The sequence below is a fragment of the Serratia sp. BNK-17 genome (assembly GCF_048684935.1).
GTDB classification, from domain to species: domain Bacteria; phylum Pseudomonadota; class Gammaproteobacteria; order Enterobacterales; family Enterobacteriaceae; genus Serratia; species Serratia nematodiphila.
Map to the genome: position 1 here is coordinate 2184869 of NZ_JBLQTR010000001.1, position 26520 is coordinate 2211388.

Annotated in this window: 29 protein-coding genes; 23 read left to right on the forward strand and 6 right to left on the reverse strand. The window is 60.6% G+C overall.

The genetic code is table 11. From position 1 onward, the window contains the following. The first annotated feature begins 1 nt into the window (after window position 1). Window positions 2-1447 (forward strand): metalloprotease TldD, encoded by a 1446-nt coding sequence (gene tldD, locus ACMGF7_RS10390; RefSeq protein ID WP_016930234.1) that lies wholly within the window; start codon window positions 2-4, stop codon window positions 1445-1447. A gap of 151 nt (window positions 1448-1598) precedes the next feature. Continuing rightward, on the forward strand, window positions 1599-2363 hold the full coding sequence (locus tag ACMGF7_RS10395; RefSeq protein ID WP_273875006.1) for a CDP-diacylglycerol diphosphatase: 765 nt from the start codon (window positions 1599-1601) through the stop codon (window positions 2361-2363). A gap of 58 nt (window positions 2364-2421) precedes the next feature. Here ACMGF7_RS10395 and ACMGF7_RS10400 read toward each other — a convergent pair whose 3' ends face one another. After that, entirely contained in the window at window positions 2422-4113 is a 1692-nt protein-coding gene (locus tag ACMGF7_RS10400; protein ID WP_164095419.1) for a PglL family O-oligosaccharyltransferase, read from the reverse strand. Window positions 4114-4804: 691 nt separating this feature from the next. Next, window positions 4805-5746, reverse strand: a complete 942-nt coding sequence (locus ACMGF7_RS10405) for a nucleoside hydrolase (protein ID WP_197798911.1) — start codon at window positions 5744-5746, stop codon at window positions 4805-4807. A gap of 207 nt (window positions 5747-5953) precedes the next feature. Between ACMGF7_RS10405 and ACMGF7_RS10410 the strand changes: the two genes are divergently transcribed. Beyond that, window positions 5954-6217, forward strand: a complete 264-nt coding sequence (locus ACMGF7_RS10410; protein WP_164095417.1) for a zinc ribbon domain-containing protein — start codon at window positions 5954-5956, stop codon at window positions 6215-6217. Further along, window positions 6214-6558: a hypothetical protein gene (locus ACMGF7_RS10415; RefSeq protein ID WP_306377694.1), complete on the forward strand. Its 345-nt coding sequence runs from the start codon at window positions 6214-6216 to the stop codon at window positions 6556-6558. The genes ACMGF7_RS10410 and ACMGF7_RS10415 overlap by 4 nt, the downstream gene beginning before the upstream one ends. On the opposite strand, the gene aaeR is transcribed toward ACMGF7_RS10415, so the two are convergent. Beyond that, window positions 6549-7460, reverse strand: a complete 912-nt coding sequence (aaeR, locus tag ACMGF7_RS10420) for an HTH-type transcriptional activator AaeR (protein WP_015379188.1) — start codon at window positions 7458-7460, stop codon at window positions 6549-6551. The genes ACMGF7_RS10415 and aaeR overlap by 10 nt on opposite strands. Before the next feature lie 314 nt (window positions 7461-7774). Between aaeR and aaeX the strand changes: the two genes are divergently transcribed. The 5 genes from aaeX to ACMGF7_RS10445 all read left to right on the forward strand — a co-directional run bounded on the left by aaeX (window position 7775) and on the right by ACMGF7_RS10445 (window position 11941). After that, entirely contained in the window at window positions 7775-7978 is a 204-nt protein-coding gene (aaeX, locus tag ACMGF7_RS10425) for a p-hydroxybenzoic acid efflux pump operon protein AaeX (protein ID WP_004936952.1), read from the forward strand. Window positions 7979-7985: 7 nt separating this feature from the next. Further along, on the forward strand, window positions 7986-8921 hold the full coding sequence (aaeA, locus tag ACMGF7_RS10430; RefSeq protein WP_004936954.1) for a p-hydroxybenzoic acid efflux pump subunit AaeA: 936 nt from the start codon (window positions 7986-7988) through the stop codon (window positions 8919-8921). Then, the gene (gene aaeB, locus ACMGF7_RS10435; RefSeq protein WP_015379187.1) at window positions 8921-10888 is read left to right on the forward strand and encodes a p-hydroxybenzoic acid efflux pump subunit AaeB; all 1968 of its coding nucleotides are present in this window, start codon (window positions 8921-8923) and stop codon (window positions 10886-10888) included. Before aaeA ends, aaeB begins: the two co-directional genes overlap by 1 nt. Window positions 10889-11168: 280 nt before the next feature. Beyond that, window positions 11169-11636, forward strand: coding sequence for a ribonuclease (locus ACMGF7_RS10440; RefSeq protein ID WP_004936959.1), 468 nt, complete (start codon window positions 11169-11171; stop codon window positions 11634-11636). 5 nt (window positions 11637-11641) lie between these two features. After that, window positions 11642-11941: a barstar family protein gene (locus tag ACMGF7_RS10445; RefSeq protein WP_004936963.1), complete on the forward strand. Its 300-nt coding sequence runs from the start codon at window positions 11642-11644 to the stop codon at window positions 11939-11941. Between the two features lie 30 nt (window positions 11942-11971). On the opposite strand, the gene yjgA is transcribed toward ACMGF7_RS10445, so the two are convergent. Then, the gene (gene yjgA / locus ACMGF7_RS10450; protein ID WP_004936968.1) at window positions 11972-12520 is read right to left on the reverse strand and encodes a ribosome biogenesis factor YjgA; all 549 of its coding nucleotides are present in this window, start codon (window positions 12518-12520) and stop codon (window positions 11972-11974) included. Window positions 12521-12699: 179 nt separating this feature from the next. Here yjgA and pmbA point away from each other — a divergent pair, with 179 nt between their 5' ends. Both pmbA and cybC read left to right on the forward strand, forming a co-directional pair. Then, on the forward strand, window positions 12700-14040 hold the full coding sequence (pmbA, locus tag ACMGF7_RS10455) for a metalloprotease PmbA (protein WP_420286430.1): 1341 nt from the start codon (window positions 12700-12702) through the stop codon (window positions 14038-14040). A gap of 138 nt (window positions 14041-14178) precedes the next feature. Further along, window positions 14179-14565, forward strand: a complete 387-nt coding sequence (gene cybC, locus ACMGF7_RS10460) for a cytochrome b562 (RefSeq protein ID WP_016930224.1) — start codon at window positions 14179-14181, stop codon at window positions 14563-14565. 4 nt (window positions 14566-14569) lie between these two features. On the opposite strand, the gene ACMGF7_RS10465 is transcribed toward cybC, so the two are convergent. After that, complete coding sequence (locus tag ACMGF7_RS10465; protein WP_004936980.1) at window positions 14570-15352, reverse strand: AraC family transcriptional regulator; 783 nt, start codon at window positions 15350-15352, stop codon at window positions 14570-14572. 283 nt (window positions 15353-15635) lie between these two features. Between ACMGF7_RS10465 and ACMGF7_RS10470 the strand changes: the two genes are divergently transcribed. From ACMGF7_RS10470 to ACMGF7_RS10480, 3 genes are read left to right on the forward strand one after another with little or no spacing between them, the layout of a single operon-like run. Then, the gene (locus ACMGF7_RS10470; RefSeq protein WP_197763823.1) at window positions 15636-17090 is read left to right on the forward strand and encodes an FAD/NAD(P)-binding protein; all 1455 of its coding nucleotides are present in this window, start codon (window positions 15636-15638) and stop codon (window positions 17088-17090) included. Next, window positions 17087-17968, forward strand: coding sequence for a formyltransferase family protein (locus tag ACMGF7_RS10475; protein WP_164095411.1), 882 nt, complete (start codon window positions 17087-17089; stop codon window positions 17966-17968). The genes ACMGF7_RS10470 and ACMGF7_RS10475 overlap by 4 nt, the downstream gene beginning before the upstream one ends. Continuing rightward, a complete protein-coding gene (locus tag ACMGF7_RS10480; protein WP_164095410.1) occupies window positions 17961-18749 on the forward strand; it encodes a sulfite exporter TauE/SafE family protein in 789 nt (262 codons plus the stop codon). Before ACMGF7_RS10475 ends, ACMGF7_RS10480 begins: the two co-directional genes overlap by 8 nt. Window positions 18750-18786: 37 nt before the next feature. Here ACMGF7_RS10480 and rnk read toward each other — a convergent pair whose 3' ends face one another. Beyond that, complete coding sequence (rnk, locus tag ACMGF7_RS10485) at window positions 18787-19197, reverse strand: nucleoside diphosphate kinase regulator (RefSeq protein WP_004936993.1); 411 nt, start codon at window positions 19195-19197, stop codon at window positions 18787-18789. A gap of 453 nt (window positions 19198-19650) precedes the next feature. On the opposite strand from rnk, the gene ACMGF7_RS10490 reads away from it, so the two are divergent. The 9 genes from ACMGF7_RS10490 (at window position 19651) to ACMGF7_RS10530 (ending at window position 26478) form a co-directional block, all read left to right on the forward strand. Continuing rightward, complete coding sequence (locus ACMGF7_RS10490) at window positions 19651-19968, forward strand: glycine dehydrogenase (protein ID WP_086016691.1); 318 nt, start codon at window positions 19651-19653, stop codon at window positions 19966-19968. Between the two features lie 36 nt (window positions 19969-20004). Continuing rightward, the gene (locus tag ACMGF7_RS10495) at window positions 20005-20370 is read left to right on the forward strand and encodes a glycine-rich SFCGS family protein (RefSeq protein ID WP_197836291.1); all 366 of its coding nucleotides are present in this window, start codon (window positions 20005-20007) and stop codon (window positions 20368-20370) included. Continuing rightward, window positions 20370-20666, forward strand: coding sequence for a DUF4312 family protein (locus tag ACMGF7_RS10500; protein WP_004937003.1), 297 nt, complete (start codon window positions 20370-20372; stop codon window positions 20664-20666). The genes ACMGF7_RS10495 and ACMGF7_RS10500 overlap by 1 nt, the downstream gene beginning before the upstream one ends. A 30-nt stretch (window positions 20667-20696) precedes the next feature. Beyond that, window positions 20697-21473, forward strand: a complete 777-nt coding sequence (locus ACMGF7_RS10505; RefSeq protein WP_004937006.1) for a DUF4311 domain-containing protein — start codon at window positions 20697-20699, stop codon at window positions 21471-21473. 11 nt (window positions 21474-21484) lie between these two features. Beyond that, entirely contained in the window at window positions 21485-22135 is a 651-nt protein-coding gene (locus tag ACMGF7_RS10510; protein WP_004937013.1) for a DUF4310 family protein, read from the forward strand. Window positions 22136-22198: 63 nt separating this feature from the next. Continuing rightward, window positions 22199-23338, forward strand: coding sequence for an amidohydrolase/deacetylase family metallohydrolase (locus ACMGF7_RS10515; RefSeq protein ID WP_164095409.1), 1140 nt, complete (start codon window positions 22199-22201; stop codon window positions 23336-23338). After that, window positions 23322-24440, forward strand: a complete 1119-nt coding sequence (locus ACMGF7_RS10520) for a DgaE family pyridoxal phosphate-dependent ammonia lyase (protein ID WP_021505110.1) — start codon at window positions 23322-23324, stop codon at window positions 24438-24440. The genes ACMGF7_RS10515 and ACMGF7_RS10520 overlap by 17 nt, the downstream gene beginning before the upstream one ends. Next, window positions 24437-25177 carry a 2-dehydro-3-deoxy-phosphogluconate aldolase gene (gene dagF / locus ACMGF7_RS10525; protein ID WP_033648993.1) on the forward strand — a complete coding sequence of 247 codons (741 nt, stop codon included), beginning with the start codon at window positions 24437-24439 and terminating at the stop codon, window positions 25175-25177. The genes ACMGF7_RS10520 and dagF overlap by 4 nt, the downstream gene beginning before the upstream one ends. 86 nt (window positions 25178-25263) lie before the next feature. Beyond that, window positions 25264-26478, forward strand: coding sequence for a lactonase family protein (locus tag ACMGF7_RS10530; RefSeq protein WP_085337186.1), 1215 nt, complete (start codon window positions 25264-25266; stop codon window positions 26476-26478). Window positions 26479-26520 lie beyond the last annotated feature (42 nt).

Here is a 26520-nt window from a genome sequence, read left to right on the forward strand (position 1 = left end):
TATGAGCCTGACGTTTGTCAGTGAGCAGTTACTCGCTACCAACAAGCTGAGTCATCAAGACCTGTACAGGGTACTGGGTCAACTGGCAGAACGCCGTATCGACTACGCCGATCTCTATTTCCAGTCCAGCTATCACGAAGCCTGGGTGATCGAGGACGGCATCATCAAGGATGGCTCTTACAATATCGACCAGGGCGTCGGCGTGCGCGCCGTCAGCGGTGAGAAGACCGGCTTCGCCTATGCCGATCAGATCACCCTGAATGCGCTGCAGCAGAGCGCCCAGGCGGCGCGCAGCATCGTGCGCGAGCAGGGCGACGGGCGGGCGCATACCCTGGGCGAAATCGGTTACCGGGCGCTGTATCCGCTGCTCGATCCGCTGCAAAGCCTGCCACGCGAAGAGAAAATCGCCCTGTTGCACCGCGTCGACAAGGTGGCGCGCGCCGCCGATGCGCGGGTTCAGGAAGTGAACGCCAGCATCACCGGCGTTTACGAGCAGGTGTTGGTGGCCGCCACCGACGGCACGCTGGCGGCGGACGTTCGCCCGCTGGTGCGTCTTTCCGTCAGCGTGCTGGTGGAGCAGGACGGCAAGCGTGAGCGCGGCTCCAGCGGCGGCGGCGGCCGTTTCGGCTATGACTACTTCCTGGAAACCGTCGACGGCGACGTGCGCGCCGACGCTTACGCTAAAGAAGCGGTGCGCATGGCGCTGGTCAACCTCGGCGCGGTAGCGGCGCCGGCCGGCAATATGCCGGTCGTGCTGGGCGCCGGCTGGCCGGGCGTGCTGCTGCATGAGGCGGTGGGCCACGGCCTGGAAGGCGACTTCAACCGGCGCGGCACCTCGGTGTTCAGCGGCCATATGGGCGAGCTGGTGGCGTCCGAACTGTGCACCGTGGTGGACGACGGCACCCTGCAAGGGCGCCGCGGCTCGCTGGCGATCGACGACGAAGGCGTGCCGGGCCAGTACAACGTGCTGATTGAAAACGGCGTATTGAGAGGCTACATGCAGGACAAGCTCAACGCGCGGCTGATGGGCGTCGCCCCGACCGGCAACGGCCGCCGCGAGTCCTACGCGCATCTGCCGATGCCGCGCATGACCAACACCTACATGCTGGCGGGCCAATCGACGCCGGAAGAGATCATCGCCAGCGTCGAGTACGGTCTGTACGCGCCGAACTTTGGCGGCGGTCAGGTGGACATCACCTCCGGCAAGTTCGTGTTCTCCACCACCGAAGCCTACCTGATCGAAAAGGGCCGCATCACCAAACCGGTGAAAGGGGCGACGCTGATCGGCTCCGGCATCGAGGCGATGCAGCAGATCTCGATGGTCGGCAACGATCTGGCGCTCGATAAAGGCGTGGGCGTGTGCGGCAAGGAAGGCCAGAGCGTGCCGGTAGGCGTTGGCCAACCGACGCTGAAACTGGATACGTTGACCGTCGGCGGCACGGCGTAATCTTTCTTCAAGGGGCCATGCGTTGGCCCCTCAACCATTCTCCATTTCGCGGCCTTTCTCGCATTCGTAACGCTAAGCGCGGCAGGACGCCGTAGCCTGCACGACATAATGGAATGAAATTGACGTGGCGAAAAAACAGAGCACGACAAGAATGACGCGCCTGGCATTATCCGCTCGGCGTTGGCTGCTGGTGCTGGGCGTTCTGTCCCTGACGGGCTGCGCCCGTTCCGATGCGCTGTGGGGCGTGGTCGATAAACTCTGCATGGCCAACTATCAGCAAAAACGCAATCCGGCCCCGTGCGAGCAGATTTATATGCCGCAGGGGAAAGCGCAGGGCTTTAGCGTGCTGCAGAACCCGCGTTACCCTTATCACTTTATCCTGGTGCCGACGGCGCCGCTCTCCGGCATTGAAAGCCCGCAGCTGCTGGTTGGAGAACGGACGGACTATTTTGGCTATGCGTGGCTGATGCGTTACCGGCTGGCCGCCGAGTATGGCGGGCCGGTGCCGGATGATATGTTGGGCATGGCGATCAACTCCGCTTACGGCCGCAGTCAGAACCAATTGCATATTCACCTGACCTGCCTGCGCGAAGATGTGCGGCGTCAATTGCAGGCGGAGCGCCCCTACATACAGGAACAATGGCGGCCTTTGCCGGATAAGCTGTTGCGCCACACCTACTATGCCCGCCGCGTGATGCAGCCAGCCGTGATGGGCATCTACCCGATTAAGGATTTGGCGGATTATTTCCATTTGTCGCCGTCGCAGCTGGCGGAATATGGCGTGGCCGTCGTCCCGACCACGTTTGCCGGCCGGCAAGCGTTTATCTTGCTGGCCTCGAAGCGCGGCTGGGACGTCGGCAATCGCGCGTCGGTAGAGTCGCTGCTGGATAAAGAGTGCGCGATATTGCCGCGTTGATTTTGCTACATAAATGACGCATGTGAGAGCGACGAGGCATCGCTCTCACCTTGTTGCCCTACCTAAACCGCGCATCCTGCGCAAACAGGAAAGCGGCTTCCCGCAGGCGAGCGTCGGCTTCCGCCTGAGCCCCCTGATAGCGCAAGATCATGATCAGCGTGGCATAAACGTTGGCGTCGATGCGGCGTTCCAGATAGTCATTGGCCCACTGCCGATAGCTGGTCAACAGGGCATCATCACGCGTTTGGTTATAGACCAGCAGCGCGTGAGATTGCTCGTCGAACGTTTTGCGTTCCTGGTAGATCCAGGCGGCCGGCGGCGGCATCTGCTCGATGCTGTCGATGGTGGTCAGCAGGGTGCGCTCCGATTGGGTGAGCGCCATGCGCCCTTGCCAGGCGAAGAACGCCATCACCAACACGCCGACCATTGTCATCGCCACCGGCAGACTCAGGGCTTTGGCGAACGGCTGCGGGCGGGGCTCGCCGGTTTGGCCGTCCAGCAGCGCCAGCAGCAGCAGAAACGCCAGCCAATGCGGCGCAGACAGATAGAAAGGATATTCCAGTTGGGTGTGTATCAACATTGGCAGCAGCACCAGAAACAGCCCGACGCGCGCACCGGCCGGCGCTTCGCGATCCCGTTGCCAGGCGCGTTTCAGCAGCCGTGCGCCGGCGACGATGACGATAGCGATACCTGCCAGCGCCGGCAGGCCGCCCTCAACCCACCACAGCAGGATTTCATTGTGCGGATGCCCGGCGACTTCCAGCACTTCTCGCCAGGGCATTGTCTGCAGACGGAAGTGCGCGAAGCTGTATTCAAAGCCGCCGTAACCCCAGCCCAGCAGCGGTTTGGCGAAAATCATGGCGACGGTGTCTTGCAGCATGGTCAGGCGCGTGCCGTTGGAGGGAGAGCGATCGAGAAAGCCCGTTTGTTCGCCCAGACCGAAACCGGTGAGCTGTATCGTCACACCCAGCGTCAGCCCCAGCGCCAGGGCGCAGCAGGCAAGGCGGGCGGTACGCGGTCGCCGACGGCAGAGCCGCCACAACAGCAGCGAGGCCGCTACGGCGCCTCCCAGCCAGCCGGCGCGGGACTGAACCAACACCAGCACGGTGACGAAGGCGGTCAACAGCGTGAACAGCAGCACCTGCCGTTGGCGCTCGCTGCGCGCGGACGAAAAAGCGGGTAAAAACAGCGCCCACTGCGCCAACGCCAGTCCGGTGGCGATGAAGCTGCCCAAGACATTCGGCTGCTGGAATACGGCGTAGACCCTTCCTCCGTCTGGTGCAACCCAGGCCCAACCGGGAGCGAACAGTTGCAGCGCCGCCAGCAACGCCTGAATGCTGACGGCAAACAGCAGACCGTACAACAGCAGCTCGCGCTGCCGGGCGTTGAGGCGCAGCTGCAGGCAGGCGACATAGAACAGCCAGCCGCCGAGCAGACCGGCGCAACGCCACAGGGCGTCTTCGCGCCATTCGGGGCGGGTATACAACAGCGGCAGCGCCAGCACGGCGATGCCGAGCAGCAACAGGCGTGCGGTGGGGGTCAGCGAAAGACGGGTACGGCCAAGGCAAATGGTGAACGTCACTATCAGCGTGGTGAGTGCCATGACAGCCCAGGCCAGAATGTTTTGCGGCAGCGCCAGACCGTCGCCGCCCATGTTGGGGTAATAAACCGGCAGGACCGCCGCCATCCAGATCAGCAGCAGGGGCAGCACGGCGATGGTCGCTGCGTTAGCGGGAGATTTATCGGCCATGGTTAACCTGCCATGGCCTGATAGCGTTTATGAAATGCATGTTTTGATTATTCCCTATCCTTTATCCTGATGTTGAAATGCGTGTAATGTTCAATTCGAAATGTCTCACGGGAAATTTAAATCGTCTTTATGGTGAAGCGATAAATAATGTTTGCCCTGAGAATGCGCGAGGCTGTATGCCTAAAGAAAGGTTAAGCCGTATTTTTCACCCGCAAAAGGCATTTTTGTTGTTTGCAAAAACAGATGCGCTATTTTCTCAAATCTATTGTGATTCAGTCAATTTTTAATCGAATTTTATTTTTGTTTATTAAAATCAGTTGATTGAGTGTTATTTTTGCGTGTATGAATATCGTGGGGTATCTCGGCGATGGCCTATGTCGGCAGTCAATGTGAAGAATAAAATAGGTGTCTTCTTGTTTAATTTGTTTCGTCAGCGGCGGTGTGGCGGCGGAGGTTTATTTCATCATTTTTCATTGCTGATTTTTAAATTAAAAGTGATTTTCATATTTGTATTTTTATTGAGATTCTTCTTGTCTTTATCTGTTTTTTTTGGTTTTTATAAAATTATTTATGGTTAGGATTGTTCTGCTGCATTGGAAATAAAAGAGGTTATGGCTTGAGCCTCCCGTTGCCGCGGCAGAATACGGACTAACGCGCCTGCCCAAGCGCGTTAATCTCGTCTCTTGTGCGCTTACTCCACGTCGCCGATCCGCTCCAGCGCATCCACCACCAGATCCCAGAATTTATCCTGATCCAGTTTGACCGCTACCTGGGTGTGGCAATCCGGCGGCGGCGGCGCGCGGAAGTCCGCGACCGTCATGCCTAAGGTGAGGGTGCCGGTCAGTTCTATATTTACCGGCGCTTTGCGCACCGTCATGACGCTCGGGTCGATCACATAGGCCACCGCGCAAGGATCGTGCACCGGCGGGGCGCTGAAGCCTTGCGCCTGTTGGTACATACGGCCAAAGAATGCCAGCAGCTCGTTGACGAAGGCGGCCGGCCGGGTGCCGAGGGCGGCGATGCGTTCGCAGACTGCCGGCGTGGCCAGCGCCTGGTGGGTGAGATCCAGCCCGACCATGGTCAGCGGCCATTTTTCGTTGAACACGATGTGCGCCGCCTCGGGATCGATTTTGATATTGAACTCCGCCACCGCGCTCCAGTTGCCCACATGATAGCCGCCGCCCATCAGCACCACTTCCTTGACCCGTTCGGCAATGCGCGGCTCTTTACGCACCGCCATGGCGATATTGGTCAGGCCGCCGGTCGGCACCAGCGTCACGCTGCCCGGTGGGTGGGCCATCACGGTCTCGATGATCAGGTCTACCGCGTGGCGTGAGTCCAACTGCAGGTGGGGTTCCGGCAGCACCGGGCCATCGAGGCCTGAGTCGCCGTGAATGTCGGGCGCCACTTCGATATTGCGCACCAGCGGACGCGGGCAGCCGGCGGCGAAGGGGACGCCGGTGATATTGGCGATACGGGCCACCGCCAGGGCGTTGCGCGTCACTTTGTCCAGCGTCTGGTTACCCACCACGGTGGTGACCGCCAGCAGGTCGATCTGCGGATTGCCCCAGGCCAGCAACAGAGCGATGGCGTCGTCATGCCCCGGGTCACAGTCCAGTATGATTTTTTTCATGGTTATTCCTGATGCAGGGAGAGGTTTCCGCAGCATAACGCAGCGCGACGGCGTGGGATAATGCCGATGGTGCTTTTGTTAACGGCATCAAAGCCTTGCCACTTTTACGATGTAATGAAACGTAAATCCTGCTCGCCGGGCTTTACCCTGGAGTTTACTCCAGGGTTTACAGTGAGGTTCAGCGTCAATGCACAGAGGAGAGGCGGGATGAGCTTACTGAAACGGTTGTTGGGGCAAGGCGGTCATCAGCGCGCGGGCCACGGCGGCGGGCATCATGGCAACCGCTATAACCAGCATGGCGAGCCGGGGCCGCAGTGCCCGGAATGCCGGGCAGTGAATAAATCGGGCGCCCGTTATTGCCACCGCTGCGGTCAGCCGTTTGCCGCGCTAAGCGCCACCTGCGGCCAGTGCGCCGCGCCGTTGCCGCCGGGCAGCCGCTTTTGTCCGCAGTGCGGCGGCGGTGTGCCGTGAACCGGGGCGGTTGGACACTCGCGCTGCTGCTGGGCGCCATGGCGCTGTGGACGTTGCTGGCCTGGGGCGTATCCGGCCTGCTGACCTGGCTGCCGGCGTTGGCGGAGGCAGCCGGGAAGGCATCGTTGCCGGTGAACGGTGCGCTGAGCCTGGTGCCGCAGGCGGCGCTGGACGCCTGGCTGCCATGGCTGAAACAGCTGGGCAGCGGGCTGGCGAGCTATTTTCCTGTGCTGCTGACCTGGGCGGGCTACGCCGTCTGGCTGCTGTGGGGCTTCGGCATGGTGGCGCTGACGCTGCTGGCCGCGCTGGCGCGCCGCTATTTGAGCGCCACTCAGCGATAGCCCTGATAGACCGCCGCTACGCGTTCGAAATAGTCGGTTAAATAGTTGATGCACACCTGCACCTTCAGCGGCAGTTTGTCTTTCTCGGTATAGAGCGCGTAGATCGGCCGTGGATCCGAATGGTAGCTTTTGAACAGGATCTCGATCTCGCCGCGTTTGATCTCTTCGATCACCCACATCAGCGGGGCGTAGGCGATGCCGGCGCCATTTTTCAGCCAACGGATCATGGTGGAGGAGTCGTTGGTGACGAAGCGCCCCTGCGGGGAAATGCGCGTGGTGATGCCTTCCGGCGACATCAGTTCGAATTCGCTGTCGGGCCGCACGCTGTACTCCAGCCAGGAAAAGTTGACCATGTCGCTCGGCTTCTGCGGCGTACCGTGCTGGATCAGGTAGCTTTTGGCGGCGCACACCACCATCGGCATCTGCCCCAGGCGGCGGGAGAACAGGCTGGAGTCCTGCAGCGCCCCGGTGCGGATCACCAGATCCAGTCCGTCGGTGATCAGATCCGGCGCCGGTATGCCGGTCACCAGGTTGACCGTCAGGCCCGGATACTCTTTCATCATCTCGGCGGTCATGTTCGCCAGCACGTTTTGCGCCATGGTGGACGAGCTGCCGATGCGCAGCGTGCCGGCGGGCGTATTGTTAAACGCGTACAGCTGCTCATGCACTTCGCTGACTTCCTGCAGCATGCGTCGGCAGCCCTGATAGTAAATCTTGCCGGCCTCGGTCAGGCCGATGCTGCGCGTGCTGCGGTTCAACAGCTTGACCTGCAGTTCATTTTCCAGTTTCGAGACGGTCTGACTGATCGATGAAACGCTCATGTCGAGTTGGCGTGCGGCCGCGGTAAACGACCCGAACTCAACCACTTTGGCGAATACCGACATCCGTTTTAATCTTTCCATTATTCACTCTGGCTTAAAAGTGATTTAGATCACAGATTGTTGATGCCTTGATAGTAAGCAGGCTAATATAACGTGGTCGGGTGAATAGACCTTACCAACGTGCGAGAGCGATCGGCAACGCAATCCTGCCGCTCCTCCGGCACCCTCGCAATCCCTGTCGTGGATGTCTGCCCCCAAGTTTAACCTTTTTTCGGGTTCGTGACCTGGACAAGCTGTCCGGTCAAGATTTGTGGCGCGCGCACGCTAAAATGTAAAGAGAATGTGAATGGCGAGATGTGTCTTTCCCCGGCGTAGTGAACAATAAGGAAAAAGTGATGAGTTTGCTTCCGGTTATGGTCATCTTCGGGCTGTCGTTTCCGCCGGTGTTTTTCGAGCTGCTGGTGTCGCTGGCGCTGTTTTTTCTCTTGCGCCGCCTGCTGCAGCCGACGGGGATTTACGATTTTGTCTGGCATCCGGCGCTGTTTAACACCGCGCTGTATTGCTGCTTGTTTTATCTGATTTCATGTCTTTTTGTTTGAGGTCGCTGTGAAAAATTTTTCGATAAAAATAACCCGAATCGCGATCACTTTGATTCTTGTGCTGTTGGGCATCGCCGCGATATTCAAGGCCTGGGTGTTCTACACCGAGTCGCCGTGGACGCGTGATGCCAAGTTTACCGCCGATGTGGTGGCGATCGCCCCGGACGTCAGCGGCCTGCTGACCGACGTGCCGGTGGTGGATAACCAACTGGTGAAGAAAGGCCAGGTGCTGTTCGTGGTCGATCGGCCGCGTTATGAGCAGGCGCTGGCGGAAGCCGGCGCCGACGTCGCCTACTATCAGACGCTGGCGGCGGAAAAACGGCGCGAGGCCGGCCGCCGCGTGAAGCTGGGCGTGCAGGCGATGTCGCAGGAAGAGATTGACCAGTCGAACAACTCACTGCAGACCGTGCAGCACCAGTTGGCGAAGGCCATTGCGGCGCGCGAGCTGGCGCAGCTGGATCTGGAGCGCACCACGGTGCGGGCGCCGGCCGATGGCTGGATCACCAACCTCAACGTCCATGCCGGCGAATACATCACCCGCGGCTCGGTGGCGGTGGCGCTGGTGAAGAAAGATTCCTTCTACATCCTGGCGTACCTGGAAGAAACCAAGCTGAATGGCCTGAATAAGGGCGACCGCGCGGAGATCACCCCGCTCGGCAGCAACCGCATCATGCACGGCACCGTCGACAGCGTGGCGGCGGCGGTGAACAACAGCAGCAGCACGGTGAACAACAAAGGGTTGGCCTCGATCGACAGCAACCTGGAGTGGGTGCGCCTGGCGCAGCGCGTGCCGGTGAAGATCCTGCTGGACGCCAAGGATCAACAGCATCCGTACCCGGCCGGCACCACCGCCACCGTGGTGATCGTCGGCAAGAACGATCGCAATGCCGACAGCGGCTCGCCTTTTGTACGCCTGATGCACCGGCTGCGTGAGTTCGGCTAATGAGCAGCCCAACCTTTATCCGGCTGAGATTCGCCTTCAAACTCAGCTTCGCGATTGTGTTTGCGCTGTTCGTCGGCTTCCATCTCAATCTGGAAACCCCGCGCTGGTCGGCGATGACCGCCGCCATCGTCGCCGCCGGCCCGGCCTTTGCCGCCGGCGGCGAACCCTTCTCCGGCGCCATCCGCCACCGCGGCTGGCTGCGCATTATCGGCACCTTTATCGGTTGCTTCGTCGGCCTGATCATTATCATCACCACCGCCCGTGCGCCGGTGGTGATGCTGTTGCTGTGCTGCATCTGGGCCGGTTTCTGCACCTGGCTCTCTTCGCTTATCAAGGTGGAGAACTCCTATGCCTGGGGGCTGGCCGGGTATACCGCGCTGATCATCATCGTGACGGTCGCCACCAGCGAGTCTCATCTGCTGGAAGCGCCGCAGTTCGCCATCGAGCGTTGCAGCGAGATCGTGCTGGGGATCGTCAGCGCCGTGTTGGCGGATCTGCTGTTCTCGCCGCGTTCGATCAAACAGGACATCGATCGGGCGGTGGATCAACTGCTGGTGGCGCAATACCGCCTGATGCAGATGTGCATCAGCAATGCCGACAAAGAGGATATCGACCGCGCCTGGAGCAATCTGGTGAAGAGCACCACGGCGCTGGACGGCATGCGCAACAACCTGATGATGGAGTCCTCGCGCTGGCAGAAGGTCAACCGCCGGGTAAAAGCGCTGCATACGCTGTCGCTGACGCTGATCACCCAGGCCTGCGAAACCTATCTGATCTTGTTGAATCACCCGGACGCGCTGAAAGACAGCCTGCGTGAGCAGCTGATGGTCCCGGCGGAAACCCCGCAGGAGATCCACAAGCGCATGAAGCTGCTGCGCCAGGTGTTGACCACGCATCGTTCCGAGGAAACGCTGCCGACCCTCACCGGCTGGGTCGGCGCGGCGACGCGCTACCTGCTGCTGTCGAAAGGCGTGCACGCCAACTGCAGTATCAGCGCGGTGGAAGAGGGGGTGTTGAGCAACGAAACCGTGGTCAAGCCGACTTCGGCGGAAGGGCATCACGCGATGATCAACGGCCTGCGCACCTTTGTGGCGACGGCCTTCGGCAGCCTGCTGTGGCTGTGGACCGGCTGGACGTCCGGCAGCGGTTTTATGGTGATCATCGCGGTCATCACCTCGCTGGCGATGCGCACCCCGGCACCGCGCATGGTGGCGATGGATTTCGTGCTGGGCATGCTGGCGGCGATCCCGGTCGGCTCTCTGTTCTTCATGGTGATCCTGCCGGCGACGCAGCAGAGCATTTTGCTGCTGTGTCTTAGCCTCGGCCTGCTGGCGTTTTTCATCGGCATCGAGGTGCAGAAGCGGCGGCTCGGTTCGCTGGGGCTGCTGGCCGGGACCATCAACATTCTGGTGCTGAGCAACCCGATGGAGTTCAACGTCACCCAGTTTCTCGACGGGGCGCTGGGCCAGTTCCTCGGCAGCTGCGTTGGCCTGATGGTGCTGCTGTTGATCCGCGACAATTCGCGTGAACGCACCGGCCGCACGTTGCTCAACCAGTTCGTCAGCAGCGCGGTGTCGGCGCTGACCACCAAGGCGGCGCGTCGTCGGCAAAACCACCTGCCGGCGCTGTATCAGCAGCTTAACCAGCTGCTGATGATGTTCCCGAACGACATCGCCAAGTATCGTCTGGCGTTGAACCTGATCATTGCCCACCAGCGCATGCAGCGGGCGGAGATTCCGGTCAGCGAAGAGCTGTCGGCCTTCCACCGCCAGATCCGCAGCACCGCCGATCGGGTGGTCTCCGCCAAGAACGACGTCAAGCGCGCCTATTACTACGATCGCTTGCTGGGTGAAATGAACGAGTACCAGCAGAAGCTGGTGGACAATCAGGCACCGCTCAGCGTCACCGGGCCGGTGAAACGCCTGGCCGACATGCTGCATCGCTATCGTCACGCCTTGATCGATTGATGCGTTCCCTCCTGTTGCGCCGCGTTGTGCGGCGCCTTCCCTGACTATACTGAAAGCAGCGCCTGGCATGGCGAGCCGTCTCATGTGAGGCGGCCCGTTTTCAGAGAGACTCCGAGTGCCAGAACGACTGGAAAGTGGCATCATTGTCATGAGTGGATGAAACGCTTACCGCCGCGAAAACGTGACGTGCCGGTCATCTTAGTTTCATCCTGGTCGGCTATATACCTAACTAGCCTGGGGGAGCTGCGGCGCCTTCGGTGGCATAATTTCAGGGAATGTCATGAACAAGCGGATTCTGTTGGCGATTGTCATCGCCGTGGTCATCGCCGTCTTCAGCGCGCTGCGCGGCAACGAGCACCGTGCGATCGGCGGCAATGCGACGGTGGTGCAAGCGCCGGCGGGGCAACAGCAGAGCATCGATCGGCTCACGCAGCAGCAAACGGTGGTGAGCTACCTGCAGCAGCATCAGCGGCTTCCGGGCTATTACGTCACCAAGAAGCAGGCGCGCGAGCAGGGCTGGGACCCGCGTTCAGGCAACCTCTGTGCAGTATTGCCGGGCAAGGCGATTGGCGGCGATCGATTCTCTAACCGTGAAGGGCAACTGCCGAGCGCCGGCGGCCGGGTCTGGCGCGAAGCGGACATCAATTACCAGTGTGGCCGGCGCGGCGCCGATCGCCTGCTGTATTCGAGCGACGGTCTGATCTTCGTCACGCGCGACCATTACAAAAACTTCATTCGTGTGGAGTGAGTTTGATGGCAAAAGTAGAGTTTGATTTTGAACAGATCCAGGATGTGCCGACCTTCTACCGCGATTTTGCGCACAAGTTTGCGCTGGACGAGGGATTCGGCGCCAACCTCGACGCGCTGTGGGACGTAGTGACCGGCGATATCGGTCTGCCGGTGGAAATCGAGTTCACTCACCTGAATGCCCGCAGCAAGCGTCGTTTCGGCGCGATCATTCTGCTGTTTGAAGAGGCGGAAGAAGAGCTGGAAGGCAGCCTGCGCTTCAATATCCGCGAAAGCAGCGGCGAACCGGCACATCACCGGGGATGAAACGGGTTCATCCCGGGATGGCGGCGGCGCTTAGTCGGCCGCTTCGGCCAGCTCGCGCAGGTATTGGAAGATCTGGCGGTAAGCCTTAGGCGGCTTGTTGGCGGCCTTCTCTTTCTGCGCGTTGCGCACCAGTGAACGCAGCTGTTGGCGATCGGCGGCCGGATACAGATCCAGGATCGACGGAATGACGTCATCGCCTTCTTCGACCAGACGGTCGCGCAGCGCTTCCAGCTTGTGGAACAGCGAAACCTGCTGGTTGTGGCGGTTTTTCAGCTTGTCGAGCGCGGTCTGGATCGGCTCGATATCGCGGGCGCGCAGCATTTTACCGATCAGCTGCAGCTGACGGCGACGGCCCTCTTTTTTGATCTTCTGCGCCAGTTCGATGGCGGCACGCAAATCTTCATCCAACGGAATGCGATCCAGCGCGTTTTTGCCCAGATCGACCATTTCGGCCCCCAGGTCTTTCAGCGCTTCGGCATCACGTTTAATCTCACTTTTACTGACCCAGATAATCTCGTCATCGTCCTCGTTTTCATTCTCCGGGACATCGTCGAGCCAGTCTTCAGGCTGTTTGTTCATGGTAGGCTCCGTTAAAAAGAGGCTAATCCTAACAGGTTGCCGGCTTTATGCGAAATTCAACGCGGTTCCTGTTAGACTCAACGGCAGAGATCTCAGGATTTTTGCGCGCCGCTCCGCGTGCACAACTACGCCGCTCCGGCACTTTTCTCAACGATTTTCTGATTAATTATGGCAGATTGATGAAAGTAGTCACTCAAGTTGCAGAACAGCGCAAGGCGCTGGAACAGGCCGTTTCTCAGGCTCTGGAGCTGGCCCGCGCCGGTTCCGACGCGGCGGAAGTCGCGGTCACCAAATCGACCGGCATCAGCGTCAGCACCCGCTTCGGCGAAGTGGAAAACGTCGAGTTCAACAGCGATGGCGCGCTGGGCATTACCGTGTATCACCGCCAGCGCAAAGGCAGCGCCTCTTCCACCGATCTCAGCCCGGACGCCATCGCCCGCACCGTACAGGCGGCGCTGGACATCGCGCGCTATACCTCTGAGGATCCCTGCGCCGGCCCGGCGGAGAAAGATCTGCTGGCGTTCGAGGCGCCGGATCTCGATCTGTTCCACCCGACCGAGCTGGACGCCGAGCGCGGCATCGAGCTGGCGGCGCGCGCCGAGCAGGCTTCGTTGGCGGCGGACAAACGCATTACCAACACCGAAGGCGGCAGCTTCAACAGCCACTACGGCATCAAGGTGTTCGGCAACAGCTACGGCATGCTGCAAAGCTACTGTTCCAGCCGTCACTCGCTGTCCAGCTGCGTCATCGCAGAACAGGACGGCGACATGGAGCGGGATTACGCTTACACCATCGGCCGGGCGATGGGCGATCTGCACAGCCCCGAGTGGGTGGGGCAGGAGTGCGCCCGCCGCACGCTGGCGCGTCTCGCGCCGCGCAAACTGTCGACCATGAAGGCGCCGGTGCTGTTCGCCTCCGAAGTGGCCACCGGGCTTTTCGGCCATCTGGTGGGCGCCATCAGTGGCAGCAGCGTCTACCGTAAATCCACTTTCCTGCTGGACTCGCTCGGCAAACAGATCCTGCCGGCGTGGCTGACCGTCGAGGAGCATCCGCACCTGCTGAAAGGGCTGGCGTCAACGCCGTTCGACAGCGAGGGCGTGCGCACCCAGCGGCGCGATATCATCAAGGACGGCGTGCTGCAGACCTGGTTGATGACCAGCTACTCGGCGCGCAAGCTGGGCCTGCACAGCACCGGCCATGCCGGCGGCATCCATAACTGGCGCATTGCCGGGCAGGGCGCTGACTTCGCCGGCATGTTGAAACAGCTTGGCACCGGCCTGGTGGTCACCGAGTTGATGGGCCAGGGCGTCAGCGGCGTCACCGGCGATTACTCGCGCGGCGCCGCCGGTTTCTGGGTGGAAAATGGCGAGATCCAGTACCCAGTCAGCGAGATCACCATTGCCGGCAACCTGAAAGACATGCTGCGCAACATCGTCAGCGTCGGCAGCGATATCGAAACCCGCAGCAATATCCAGTGCGGTTCGGTGCTGCTGCCGGAAATGAAGATCGCCGGTCAATGATCCTCTGCGCGGCCGGTGCCCGCCGGTCGCGCGTTATCCCGTCTCAACCTTGCTTACAAATCTCCGGTTTCGGTTTTGCCCGGCCTTGCCTATGGTAACGGTGGGTTAATTAAAACAATAACTGGAAGGTGAGCAAACATGCAGAATACCCTGAAAGCGCTGGCGGCGTTGACGCTGCTGGCAGCCAGTTCGCTGGCGGTCGCTGCCGATCTGGGCGACGATATGGACACCCTGGCGGAAAACTATAAAACGGTGCTGAATACCGACTCCGCCGCTACCCTCACACAGAGCCTGCAAAACATGCGCGCCGCCGCGCAGGATGCCAAACAGGGCACTCCGCCGAAGCTGGAAGACAAAGCCGCCGACAGCCCGGAGATGAAAGATTTCCGCAGCGGGTTGGATACCCTGATCGGCCAGATCGATCAGGCGCTGGCCCTGGCCAATCAGGGCAAAGTCGCCGAAGCGAAGCAATTGGCGCAAGGCTTCAAACAAACCCGCGACGCCAACCACAAGAAATTCCGCTAATCCGTCAACCGTCGCGCCCGTCTTCCGTCAGATAGGAGGAGGGCGCCTGCCCCAGCACGCGGCGGAACATGGTTGAAAACGCCGCGCTGCTGTCATATCCCATCTCCATCGCCACCTGCGTCACGCTGTGCCCTTCGGCCAGCAGCGCCAACGCCAGCACCACGCAGGCGCGCTGGCGCCATTGCGAAAAAGGCAGGCCGGTCTGCGCGCGAAAGAAGCGGCTGAAGGTGCGAATGCTCATGTACAGACGGGGCGCCCACCGCTGCGCGGAGTCGTGGGCGTCGGGGTGTTGCAAAAAGGCGCGGCACAGCTCACCCAGCCGAGGATCGGCGGGCAGCGGGATGTGCAACGGCAAAGGTTGCAGCCGGGCCAGCTCGTGCAGCAGCAGCGCCGCCAGCGCGCCGTCGCGGCCCTGTTGTTCATACTCCAGCGGCATATCCACCGCCGCCATCAACAGCTGGCGCATCAGCGGCGTGACGCTGACCACCTGACATACCTGCGGGCGTTCGGCGGGTAACGCGCCGGGTTCGAGGTACAGGCTGCGGGTGGTGACGCCGACCATCCGCACCGCGTGCGGCATCTGCGGCGGCAGCCACACCGCGTGCTGCGGCGGAACGACCCAATTACCTTGCTGCGTGAAAACGTGCATGACGCCGGTAGCGCCGTACAGCAACTGCGCGCGCCGGTGGCTGTGCATTGGCAGCAGGTGCCCCGGCGGATAATCGGTGCCGATGGCGATCACCGCGCGGGTTACGTGGTCGATGTCATCAATGCGGACGTTGCGCATGTGTTCCCTTTGGCGGGCAAATTGGCCGAAACGCAATGATAGTTGGCCTTTCATATAAAGCAAGCCAGCGACGGTCGCCCTACTATCGGGGCAGAAAAATAACGCTTGTTCGGGGCGCCGTTATTTTATCGGCCATGAAACCCGTACAAGTCTTCACACCAGGGTGGGACGAAGGTTCTCGTTCTCGCAATACAAGAAGTTAATAAGGAATAAAGCGTCATTTTATTCCAACACCTGAAGCAATAGTTCTTAGTGCAGTTCAATGACTATAAGGTGATATTTCATGTATAAGTTCGGTGTGATTGGCGGCGGGGCCGCCGGCATCTCTTTTGCCTATAACTTTATAAAAAATAAGTCGGTTAATCATTGCAAAAGGCCGCTTTCCCTGACGGTTTTCGACAAGCAGGGATTTAAAGGCGGTATGGCATACAGCAGCAATTTTGACAGCCATATATTAAATATGACGCCGGAAAATATGTCGGCGGATATTTTCGACGAAGCGCACTTCGTTGATTGGATCGCCATGCATTTCCCGCAGTTTTGCCTGGATCGTTATCCGCCGCGCTGGCTGTATCGGGAATATCTCGATTTTATTCGCGACATGACGATATATATGGCGGCGGACAGTAACGTAGCGCTGAATTTCGTGACCGCCGAAGTGAATGCCATCGCGCCGCACGAAGCCGGCTATCGGCTGACCACCGCCTGCGGCGGCGCCGAGCAGATGAACGCGCTGGTGCTGTGTTCGGGGCACAACCCGCCGGAATGCCTTTACCCAGTGGATGGGGTGATCGCTTATCAGGCTCATCAGGATCTGCCGCCGATCAACCCTTATTCGAGCATCGGCGTGATCGGCTGCAGCCTGACGGCGATTGACGCCATCATTGAACTGATGGAGCGGCTGGGAGCGACCGACATCTGCGCCCTGTCGCGCTCGGGTCTGTTCCCCAGCGTGCAGCCGGCGCTGATGCGTCCGCCGCCGGAGGCGTTTGTTGAGGCGCTGCGGCGCTTTGTCGCCGGCCGCGATTTTATTGACGCGCATCAGCTGGTGCATGCGATCAACGCCGCGCTGGCGCGCCACTATCCGGGGCCGGAGCGGCTGACGGTGCTCTCGGCGCTGGGGGAAAGGCGCGATTGCTACCGCGATCTGGCGGACAGCCTCGATCGCGCGCGCTTTGCCAGGGAGCATATCTGCAGCTATCTGGCGGCGATCCACCCGGCGGTGTGCGCCGCCTGGGTCAAGATGGATGCCAACAACCGGCAGGTCTTCATGCGCTTTTACAACTCCTCCTGGATGCGCAATCGGCACGCCATGCCGATCAAGAATGCCAACAAGATCGTGGCGGCGCTGGAGAGCCAACGCCTGCGCGCCTGCGGCGGCCTGGTGGATATCAGCAAGGCAACGGACGGGTTTATCCTTCGTTGCCATGAGACGCGGGTGCGCGCGCAGTATCTGTTCAACTGCACCACGCCTTCCTATCAACTGCCGCCCAACCGCCTGAGCCAGCAGCTGCTGCAAGACGGGCTGGTGCAAGAGAACCTGTTCGGCGGCGTGAAGTGCAACCCGCATACGCTGAAAATCGCCGACCGACGCGGCCGTGAGCAGCATCTTTACTCGCTCGGCGCGCCCGCCAAGGGCGATCTTTTTTACACCTCGGCGATGGAATCCATCACGCGGGATATCAGCAAAATCGTGTTCAACAACCCTATTTTCAATGCAAAGAAGGCTGAAGTATGAAAAACGTAGCGCTCTTTGTCGGCAACGACATTTTCTCCTGGCTGGTGTGTCAGGATCTGATCGCCGCCCTGAAAGGCGAGTGTGCTTTTACGGTGTATTTCCCCCTGGCGAAAAGCGGCGGCCGCACCCAGGAGCCGGCGGTTCGCCGCCTGGGGCTGTACGAGCGCGAGGTGCTGAACGATTTTGTGTTCCCGTTCGTTGGCCGCAACGCCGCCGCCTGTGAGGGGGCCTATCAACCGCCGCCCCTGTTCCTGGCCGCCGCCGGGGTCAAAGCGCATCGCGTTCTCGACATCAATGACGCCACGTTTATCAGCAGCCTGGAGCATATGGACGCGGTGATCTCCCTGCGCTGCTATCAGAAATTCTCCGCCGACTATGTGCGCGCCTTCAGCCGACGCGGCAAGCTGCTGTGGAACCTGCACCCCGGCGACTTGCCGCGCTATCGCGGGGTGATGACGCTATTCCGCGCAATGATGAACGGTGACAAGGGCTGTGCGGTGACGCTGCATGAAATGGATGAGCACTGGGACGCCGGCCCGGTGCTCGCCCGTCTGCCCGCCGAGCTGCGTCACGATCTGTCGTTCCTGGAAAACATGATGTTGCTGGGCGTGCAAAGCGGCACCTTCCTGGCGCGCCAGCTCATGCGGGCGGAACGGCGCGAAGCGATAGCGGCGGAAAAGCAGGGTGATTCGCGCTATTGGGGCTTCCCGGACGCACAGACGCTGGCGCGGGCGGAACAGGCGGGCATTGAGTTGGTGGATCACGACGCCGTGCGCGATCAGTATCTGGGGCTGTTCGTCGGCGATCGTTTCCATCCGCTGGCGGGACAGTTCTGCGCCGGGTTCGACGACTTCGTGCGGGCGCACGACCATGATTGAAACGTTGATTGTACTGGGTGCCGGTTTTCTGACCGGCATCACCACCATTCTGTTCGGCTTCGGCGGCGGCTTTGTGGTGGTGCCTTTTGTCTATCACCTGATCTCCGCCTCGGGCGAGCAGCCCGGCCAGGCGATGCATATTGCTGTAGCGACCTCGACAGCGGTGATGATCCTCAACGCGAGTTATGCCACCCTGACCAACTGGCGCAGCGGCAACCTGCTGCGAGAAACCATCGTACCGCTGATCTTTTTCATCGGCATCGGCGCGGCGCTGGGCGCGTTCGCCTCCTCGCTGTTGGCGGACGGCGTGATCCGCTGGCTGTTTGTGGTCTATATGGCGGTGACCATCGCCGACTGTCTGTTCCGCCGGGGCTTCCTGATCAAACCGGCGCGCGCCGAACTGTCTTCCGCCACGTTGTGGGGCGGCGGGCCGTTGATCGGCGGCATCGCCACGCTGCTGGGGGTGGGCGGCAGCGTGATGACCGTGCCGCTGCTGCGTCGCCATGGTTACGACATGAAATATTGCGTCAGCGCCGCCAACCCGCTGTCGATCCCGGTGGCGGTGATCGGGGCGCTGATGTATATCGTGTTGGGGTGGCGCGAGATGAGCGGGCCGCAGTATCTGGGTTACGTCAATCTGAACATTCTGGGGCTGCTGGTGGCGGCGGGGATTGCGGGGATCGTGTTTGCCAGGCGTTGTTTGCCGAAGGTGAGCGATGCGCTGCATGCCAAAATCTACGTGCTGCTGCTGATCGCCGTGCTGATCGCTATCTGCCTCTGAGACAGAAAGGGCGGCCGGATGCCGCCCTGAAAACCGCTTAACGGTGGTATTCGCCCGCCGCTTCCGGCTGGTACAGCAATTCCAGCACTTCAATCCGCGCTTCTTCACCGTTTGGCAATTGCCAGGAGATCTGCTTGCCGACGTGCATGCCGAGCAGCGCTGCGCCCAGCGGCGCCATCACAGACAGCTGATCGTGGCTGTCTTTCAGCGAAGCTGGGTAGACCAGCGTGCGCACATGCTCTTCATCGGTGTGCAGATCGCGAAAACGCACGCGGCTGTTCATGGTCACCACGTTGGCCGGCATTTTCTCCGGCGGCAGGATTTCCGCGCGATCCAACTCGTCGTTCAGCGCGGCGGCGACGTCGGTGTTGGCAAAGGCCGGTTGTTCCAATAGCGCATCCAGGCGTTCCGCATCCAGCTCATTAATAGTAATGATGGGTTTGGTCATTCCACTCTCCAGTCAAATCAAAGGGCGCCAGTCTGTGCGCCCATAAATTCGGAAAAACAACACAAAGCAACACCCCCGCGCCAGAGGAGCGGGGGTGTGGGTAATGTCGATTTGTCCCATTGATAGTAGGCGGTTGGGGCGAGAAAAGAAAGAGATCCCGATCACGAAGGCTTTTATCGTCAATCGAGGCAAAAAAAACCGTTAGCCGGGTTATGTATTTGTTATCTCATTCACTTTTTCGCCGCAGCGCCGTTTTGCGAAATGGATCTCCGCGCGTCATTCGATTTCCACTTCGAACTGGAAAAAACCGGTCTCCACAGAAAATCTTGCCGGGGGTAGGGTAAAGACATCACAGAAAGCGGGTTATTCAGGTGATGCGCTTTACGGCTTACTGATTAATGTGGGATCTAGGGGTACTGAAAAGTGAATGATGGATCTGCTTCATTAAAAGAAATTGAACAATCCGATATCAGCGAAGCCGGTGAGATCACCGCTCGGGTGCTGGCGGATATTACCGCGATGCTGAATGCTGAGAATATTTATACCAATGCGGTGCAGCAACAGATGCTGGAATCGCATATTCGCGCCATGGTGCTGCGCTCAATAACCGGCGAGCCGTTGCCGGAGGTGGATAAATCATTGTTCGACGAAATTTCCGCCGAGTCCATGCAAATGGCGGAGCGCGTGGTGGATCAGTTTGGCACATTGCCTATCGAAGAGGCCTATTTGCTGTCCGTGCACTTCGAAGTGGCGAAAGATAATAACGCATAGCGGTTAACGCATCGATTTCAATCAGGAGAATATACCATGGGTCAAATTACCGTAGTGATCGGCGATCGTTTGGGCAAAGGGAAAAAAGTCGGCCAGGGCGTTGAAAACGCAGGCGGAAAAGCGGTGGTCATCCCCGGCGTGGCGGCGGATATGAAGCTGGGCGACGTCATGAAAGCGGAAAACGCGCAGCTGGGCATCTCTTTTTGCGGCAGTGGCGGCGCCGGTGCGATTACCGCGCAAACCAAATACGGCTACAAAGCCAAATACGGCATGCGTTCGGTGGAAGAGGGCGTGACGGCAATTAACGAAGGCTGCAACGTGCTGGGTTTCGGCTTTATGGATAAAGAAGAGCTGGGCCAGAAACTGGTGGAAGCCTACGTCAAAAAACATGGCAACCCATAATGAAAGAGCAATATACCACATCGGTAAAGGTGGAGGGTAAAGGCGACAGCAAAGCGAAAGCTTTTGCTTCCGCCTTGGCTAATGTGCAGGGCGCGGTATTAAAGTCCACCAACAATATTCTGCTGCGCATCGAGCCGCAGGACGTCAGCGTAGTGAAGGCGGAAGAGAAAATAACTAAAGAGAAATTTCTTTTCTTCTTTTTGCCGCGTGAAAGAAAGAGCTATGCCGTTTCTCTGGAAATAACCGTGAACGTAACCATTATCAATACCGAGAAGGTTGTCTTCGTCACGAAATAAAAACGTTAGCATAAATGAAAGGGTATACTGATGTTTTTAATCATCTTATTTAAATCGATTATTATCGGTGGGCTGGTGGGGGTCGGCGTAGGGGCCGGCGCCGCACGCATGTTCCACGCGCCGACAACACAGGGCATGGGAGCGTTTCGCACCCTGGGCGAGCTGAACTCCTGCGAGGGCGATCCGGCTTCCCACTTCTCATTCGGTCTGGGCTTCTTCTTCAACGCCTGGGCGTCTTCCGTGGCGGCGGGCTCCTTCACGCAGGACGTCGATCACCGCATCATCCCGCACTGGGGTGCGGCGGCCCTGATGGTCAAGAATCGCAATCTGGCGCAAACGCTGCACGATCCGAAAAAAATGGCTATCGCCTGCGGCATCATCGGCATGCTGGTGGTGGCCTTCCTCAATACCACCGCTTCCGCCGTGCCTGCCGCGCTGCAGGTTACCGCGATCAAGGTGCTGGTGCCGGCGGCCAACCTGCTGGTGAACACCGTGATGCCGGTGATCTTCTGGCTGGCGGCGATCGACGCCGGGCGCCGTTCCGGCTTCTGGGGCACCATCTTCGGCGGCCTGGCGCAGCTGATCATGGGCAACGCCGTACCGGGCCTGGTGCTGGGCATTCTGATCGGCAAGGGCGTGGAAGAGAGCGGCTGGAACAAGATCACCAAGATCATGATGGCGGTGATCGTGCTGCTGTTCGTGCTGAGCGGCTTCTTCCGCGGCTTCGACATGAAAGTTCTCGAGTCCTTCAGCCTCGGCGTGCCGGGCTGGCTGGACGCCATTCACAACACCCTGAGCGGTAAATAAGGAGCGGGATGATGGAAGAGCAAACCCAAAAAGGCTTCTGGTACGCCGACTGGTCATTCCCGATTTTTGTTGGCCTGCTGTCCTCCGGCGTGTTCGCCGGGACGCACATGTACTACCTGTACGGCATCGGCGCCTTTAACGAAGTGGCCTTCGTCTCCATGCTGCGGGCGGGGATGGATACCGGCGTGTACGGCGCGGTGGCGGCGTTCGGCGCCAGCTTCCTGTTCGCGCGCATCATCGAAGGCTCGCTGGTGGGCATCCTCGACATCGGCGGCGCGATCCAGACCGGCGTCGGGCTGGGCGTACCGGCGCTGCTGCTGGGGGCCGGCATCGTGTTCCCGGTCGCCAACTTCGCCGCGTCGCTGGCCACCGGTCTGATCATCGGCCTGGCGATCGGTTACGTGATCATCCTGGCGCGCAAATTCACCATCAATCAGAGCAACTCCACCTACGGCGCGGACGTGATGATGGGCGCGGGCAACTCGTCGGGCCGTTTCCTCGGGCCGTTGATCATCCTGTCGGCGATGACCGCTTCGATCCCGATCGGCATCGGTTCGCTGCTCGGCGCGCTGCTGTTCTATATCTGGGGTAAACCGATCACCGGCGGAGCGATCCTCGGCGCGATGATCCTGGGGGCGATCTTCCCGGTAGCCATTTCTTAAGAGGCCTGCGCCAGGCGCCGCCCGAGGCTGAGGCGGCGCCCGGGCTAACAGGAGCAATGCGGTATGTATGACTTAGTAATCAGAGGCGCCAGACTGGCGGACGATATGCTGATCGATCTGGCGGTAAAGGACGGCAAAATAGCCTCGGTGGGGCGGCTGGCGGCGGACGTCAGCGCCGTTCGCCAGCTGGATCTGGCGGGCAACTGCCGCCTGAGCGCCGGTTGGATCGATGCGCACGTGCACTGCTATCCCGAATCGCCGATTTACCATGACGAGCCGGATCGGGTCGGCGTCGCCAGCGGCGTCACCAGCGTGGTCGACGCCGGCAGCACCGGCGCCGACGATATCGACGCCTTTTATCAGCTGACGCGCAGCGCCAAAACAAACGTTTTCGCCTTCCTCAACATCTCGCGCATCGGCCTGCTGCGGCAGAACGAGCTGGCGGAGTTGACGGACATCGACAAGCGCGAGGCCGGCCAGGCCATCGCCAATCACCCCGGTTTCATCATCGGCATCAAGGCGCGCATGAGCAGCAGCGTGGTGGGGAAAAACGGTACCCGGCCGCTGGTGTTGGCCAAAGAGATCCAGCAGGAAAACCGCCAGCTGCCGCTGATGGTGCATATCGGCAACAACCCGCCGGATCTGGACGACATCGCCGATCTGCTGACCCGCGGCGACATCATCACCCACTGCTACAACGGCAAACCGAACCGCATTCTGACGCCGGCGGGCACATTGCGCGAGTCTATCCAGCGCGCGCTGCGGCGCGGCGTGTTGCTCGACGTGGGGCACGGCACCGCCAGCTTCAGCTTCGAGGTGGCGCGCCAGGCGATCAAACTGGGCATTTTGCCGCACACCATCAGCTCCGATATTTACTGCCGCAACCGCATGAACGGGCCGGTGCATAGCTTGGCGACGGTGATGTCCAAATTCTTCAGCGTCGGCCTGACGCTGCCGCAGGTGATCGCCTGCGTGACGGAGAACGCCGCGTCGGCGCTGCAGCTCAGCGGCAAAGGGCGGCTGGAGCCGGGCTATGACGCCGATTTCACGCTGTTTGAACTGCGCCGCGAACCGCAGGTGTTCGCCGACGCCGAAGGGCAAACCGCCGAGGGCGAACGGCTGTTGGTGCCGCTGGCTGCGGTGGTGGCCGGGGAAATCCTATTAACCGAACAAGGGGAGGCAAGCCATGTCTTCGATTTATGAAAAATACGGTTTGAAGCAGGTGATCAACACCTCCGGCCGCATGACCATTCTCGGCGTTTCCACGCCGCGCCAGGACGTGATCGACGCCGTTGATTACGGCCTGAACCACTATTTCGAAATCAAGGATCTGGTCAACAAGACCGGCGCCTACATCGCCGATCTGCTCAATGTGGAGGACGCGGTGATCGTTTCCTGCGCCTCGGCGGGGATCGCCCAGTCAGTGGCGGCGGTGATCGTTAAAGATAACGCCAATCTGCTGGTGAACCTGCACTCGGCGCCGATCGCCGTGCCGCGCGAGATCGTGCTGCCGCGCGGCCACAACGTCAACTTCGGCGCGCCGGTGGACACCATGGTGGCGCTGGGCGGCGGCAAGGTGGTGGAGGCGGGCTACGCCAATGAATGTTCGCCGGAGCAGATTGAAGCCTGCATCACGCCGCAGACGGCGGCGATCCTGTACGTCAAATCGCACCACTGCGTGCAGAAAAGCATTCTGTCCGTCGAACAGGCGGCGGTGGTGGCGCGTAAACATAACCTGCCGCTGATCGTCGACGCCGCGGCGGAAGAAGATCTGATGTGTTACTACCAGATGGGGGCCGATCTGGTGATCTACAGCGGCGCCAAAGCCATCGAGGGGCCGACCAGCGGCTTGGTTATTGGCAAGAAACAGTACGTCGAGTGGGTGAAGCTGCAGTCCGGCGGCATCGGCCGGGCGATGAAGGTCGGCAAAGAGGGCATCCTCGGCCTGACGCAGGCAATTGAAAGCTATCTGACGCTTGAGAAAACCACCGGGCAACAGATGGTGGCGCGGATGACGCCGTTCCTCAACAGCCTCAACACCCTGACCGGCGTCAGCGCCAAAACCGTCTGGGACAGCGCCGGCCGCGATATCGCCCGCGCCGAGATCACCTTTGATGAGGCGGTGCTGGGGCGGTCGACCTATGACATCGTCCAGGCGCTGAAAACCGGCGACATCGCCATCTACTTCCGCGGCTACAAGGCCAACGAGGGCAAGATTGAGGTCGACGTGCGCAGCGTCGACGAGCAACAGCTGATGACCGTCTTTAGCTGTATCAAGAACCTGTTTACGGAGAAACAAGCATGAAGCTGCAGCCTAACTACTATCGCGACCGCGTCTGCCTGAACGTGCTGGCCGGCTCCAAAGCCAACGCGCAGGACATTTACGCGGCGGCGGAAGGCCATGTGCTGGTGGGCGTGCTTTCCAAGAACTACCCGGACGTCGACAGCGCGGTGACCGACATGCTGCGCTATGCGCGCCTGATTGAAAACGCGCTGTCGGTCGGCCTGGGCGCCGGCGATCCGAAGCAGTCGGCGATGGTCAGCCTGATCGCTCAGCAGGTGCAGCCGCAGCACGTTAACCAGGTGTTTACCGGCGTCGGCGCCAGCCGCGCGCTGCTGGGCCAGAACGACAGCGTGGTCAACGGCCTGGTGTCGCCGACCGGCCGCGTCGGCTGGGTGAAGATCTCTACCGGCCCATTGAGCGCCGCGGCGCCGGACGGCATCGTGCCGGTGGAAACCGCCATCGCTTTGCTGAAGGACATGGGCGGCAGTTCCATCAAGTATTTCCCGATGGGCGGCCTGAAGTGCAAGGACGAATACCAATACGTCGCCAAGGCCTGCGCCGAGCATGACTTCATGTTGGAGCCGACCGGCGGCATCGATCTGGAAAACTACGAGCCGATCGTTGAGATCGCCCTGGCGGCCGGCGTGAAACGCGTGATCCCGCATATCTACAGCTCGATCATCGACGCCGCCAGCGGCGACACGCGTCCGCAGGACGTGAAAACCCTGCTGGCGATGACCAAAAAGCTGGTGGGTTGAACGCGTAATGGGATGAGGTAAACGCTGGGAGGCGAAGGTTTTCCCGTGGCGCGGCATGCCGCGCCTTACCTATACTGAGGATTACTATGCGAAACTGGCAGGTTCCAACCCGACGCACCGCGTTGTTCCTGGCGCTGCTGGCCGTGACCGGCCCGGCGCTGCATGCTGAGGATGCAATGAACTCCACGTCATCTCATTTCGCCTATATCGGCACCTACAATCCCAACGGCGAAGGCGTTTACCGGGTGCAGGTCGATCCGGCCAGCGGCGCGTTGAGCCACGCCACGCTGGTCAGCAAAGTGCCGAATCCGGCGCAGCTGACGCTGAGCGTTGACGGCAAGACGCTGTATGTCGCCAGTGAAGTGGCCGACTTCAACGGCGGCAAACACGGTGGCATCACCGCTTACCGGGTCAATCCGGCCGATGGCGCACTGACGCAGCTCAACCAGGTAGATTCGCAGGGGGCAGGGCCGGTGTATCTCTCCTCGACGCCGGACGGCCGCCATCTGCTGGTGGCGAACTATGTCAGCGGCAGCGTGGCGGCTTTCCCGATTGAAGCGGACGGCAGCCTGGGCGCCGCCAGCTCGGTGCAGCAACAGCAGGGCCCGGCGGGCGCGGCCAAACCGGCGGCGGCGGTGAACGGCAGCTTCGCCATCAGCGATCACAATGGCCCGCATGCCCATATGATCGCCAGCGATCCGAGCGGCAAGTTCGTGTTCTCCACCGATCTGGGGTTGGATCGCATCTACCAATGGCGCTTTGACGCCGCGAGCGGCCGGCTGACGCCGAACGATCCGCCGTGGATCGCCGCCTCTTCCGCCGGCGCCGGCCCGCGCCACTTTGTGTTCCACCCGGACGGCGACACCGTGCTGCTGGTGAACGAAGAGGCCTCGACGTTGACCAGCTACCGTTTTGATCGCCAAAAAGGTACTCTGAAACAACTGCATGCGGTTTCCGCGCTGCCCGCCGACTATCAGGGCACCAGCTTCGCTTCGGGGCTGGCGCTCAGCAAGAACGGCGACACGCTGTACGTCGCCAACCGGCTGCATAACAGCATTGCCCAGTTCAGCGTGGGCGCCGGCGGCGAGTTGAAACCGGTGGCGGAAACCTGGACCCGCGGCGATTATCCGCGTTCGCTGGCGCTGAGCCCGGATGGCCGCTATCTGTATGCGCTGAACCAGCGCAGCGATAACGTCACTCGCTTCAGCGTCAACCCGACGGACGGCAAACTCAGCTTTGTGGGCGGCTATCTGCCGATCGGCAGCCCCTCGCAAATGGCGTTCCTGCCGCCGGCGAAGTAACCCGTGGCCCGCCCGGTTCGCCGGGTGGGCCGCCTGATTGAC

Excerpts from the sequence above, each read along its gene's own strand:
- ACMGF7_RS10480 (WP_164095410.1), top strand. The coding sequence starts at position 17,961 with ATGATTGAAACGTTGATTGTACTGGGTGCCGGTTTTCTGACCGGCATC.
- ACMGF7_RS10410 (WP_164095417.1), top strand. The coding sequence starts at position 5,954 with ATGAGCTTACTGAAACGGTTGTTGGGGCAAGGCGGTCATCAGCGCGCG.
- ACMGF7_RS10495 (WP_197836291.1), top strand. The coding sequence starts at position 20,005 with ATGGGTCAAATTACCGTAGTGATCGGCGATCGTTTGGGCAAAGGGAAA.
- rnk (WP_004936993.1), bottom strand. The coding sequence starts at position 19,197 with ATGACCAAACCCATCATTACTATTAATGAGCTGGATGCGGAACGCCTG.
- ACMGF7_RS10445 (WP_004936963.1), top strand. The coding sequence starts at position 11,642 with ATGGCAAAAGTAGAGTTTGATTTTGAACAGATCCAGGATGTGCCGACC.
- ACMGF7_RS10520 (WP_021505110.1), top strand. The coding sequence starts at position 23,322 with ATGTCTTCGATTTATGAAAAATACGGTTTGAAGCAGGTGATCAACACC.
- ACMGF7_RS10530 (WP_085337186.1), top strand. The coding sequence starts at position 25,264 with ATGCGAAACTGGCAGGTTCCAACCCGACGCACCGCGTTGTTCCTGGCG.
- aaeB (WP_015379187.1), top strand. The coding sequence starts at position 8,921 with ATGAGCAGCCCAACCTTTATCCGGCTGAGATTCGCCTTCAAACTCAGC.
- cybC (WP_016930224.1), top strand. The coding sequence starts at position 14,179 with ATGCAGAATACCCTGAAAGCGCTGGCGGCGTTGACGCTGCTGGCAGCC.
- dagF (WP_033648993.1), top strand. The coding sequence starts at position 24,437 with ATGAAGCTGCAGCCTAACTACTATCGCGACCGCGTCTGCCTGAACGTG.
- yjgA (WP_004936968.1), bottom strand. The coding sequence starts at position 12,520 with ATGAACAAACAGCCTGAAGACTGGCTCGACGATGTCCCGGAGAATGAA.
- ACMGF7_RS10440 (WP_004936959.1), top strand. The coding sequence starts at position 11,169 with ATGAACAAGCGGATTCTGTTGGCGATTGTCATCGCCGTGGTCATCGCC.
- tldD (WP_016930234.1), top strand. The coding sequence starts at position 2 with ATGAGCCTGACGTTTGTCAGTGAGCAGTTACTCGCTACCAACAAGCTG.
- ACMGF7_RS10400 (WP_164095419.1), bottom strand. The coding sequence starts at position 4,113 with ATGGCCGATAAATCTCCCGCTAACGCAGCGACCATCGCCGTGCTGCCC.
- ACMGF7_RS10505 (WP_004937006.1), top strand. The coding sequence starts at position 20,697 with ATGTTTTTAATCATCTTATTTAAATCGATTATTATCGGTGGGCTGGTG.
- ACMGF7_RS10475 (WP_164095411.1), top strand. The coding sequence starts at position 17,087 with ATGAAAAACGTAGCGCTCTTTGTCGGCAACGACATTTTCTCCTGGCTG.
- aaeR (WP_015379188.1), bottom strand. The coding sequence starts at position 7,460 with ATGGAAAGATTAAAACGGATGTCGGTATTCGCCAAAGTGGTTGAGTTC.
- ACMGF7_RS10465 (WP_004936980.1), bottom strand. The coding sequence starts at position 15,352 with ATGCGCAACGTCCGCATTGATGACATCGACCACGTAACCCGCGCGGTG.
- pmbA (WP_420286430.1), top strand. The coding sequence starts at position 12,700 with ATGAAAGTAGTCACTCAAGTTGCAGAACAGCGCAAGGCGCTGGAACAG.
- ACMGF7_RS10510 (WP_004937013.1), top strand. The coding sequence starts at position 21,485 with ATGGAAGAGCAAACCCAAAAAGGCTTCTGGTACGCCGACTGGTCATTC.
- ACMGF7_RS10500 (WP_004937003.1), top strand. The coding sequence starts at position 20,370 with ATGAAAGAGCAATATACCACATCGGTAAAGGTGGAGGGTAAAGGCGAC.
- aaeX (WP_004936952.1), top strand. The coding sequence starts at position 7,775 with ATGAGTTTGCTTCCGGTTATGGTCATCTTCGGGCTGTCGTTTCCGCCG.
- ACMGF7_RS10405 (WP_197798911.1), bottom strand. The coding sequence starts at position 5,746 with ATGAAAAAAATCATACTGGACTGTGACCCGGGGCATGACGACGCCATC.
- ACMGF7_RS10515 (WP_164095409.1), top strand. The coding sequence starts at position 22,199 with ATGTATGACTTAGTAATCAGAGGCGCCAGACTGGCGGACGATATGCTG.
- ACMGF7_RS10470 (WP_197763823.1), top strand. The coding sequence starts at position 15,636 with ATGTATAAGTTCGGTGTGATTGGCGGCGGGGCCGCCGGCATCTCTTTT.
- ACMGF7_RS10395 (WP_273875006.1), top strand. The coding sequence starts at position 1,599 with ATGACGCGCCTGGCATTATCCGCTCGGCGTTGGCTGCTGGTGCTGGGC.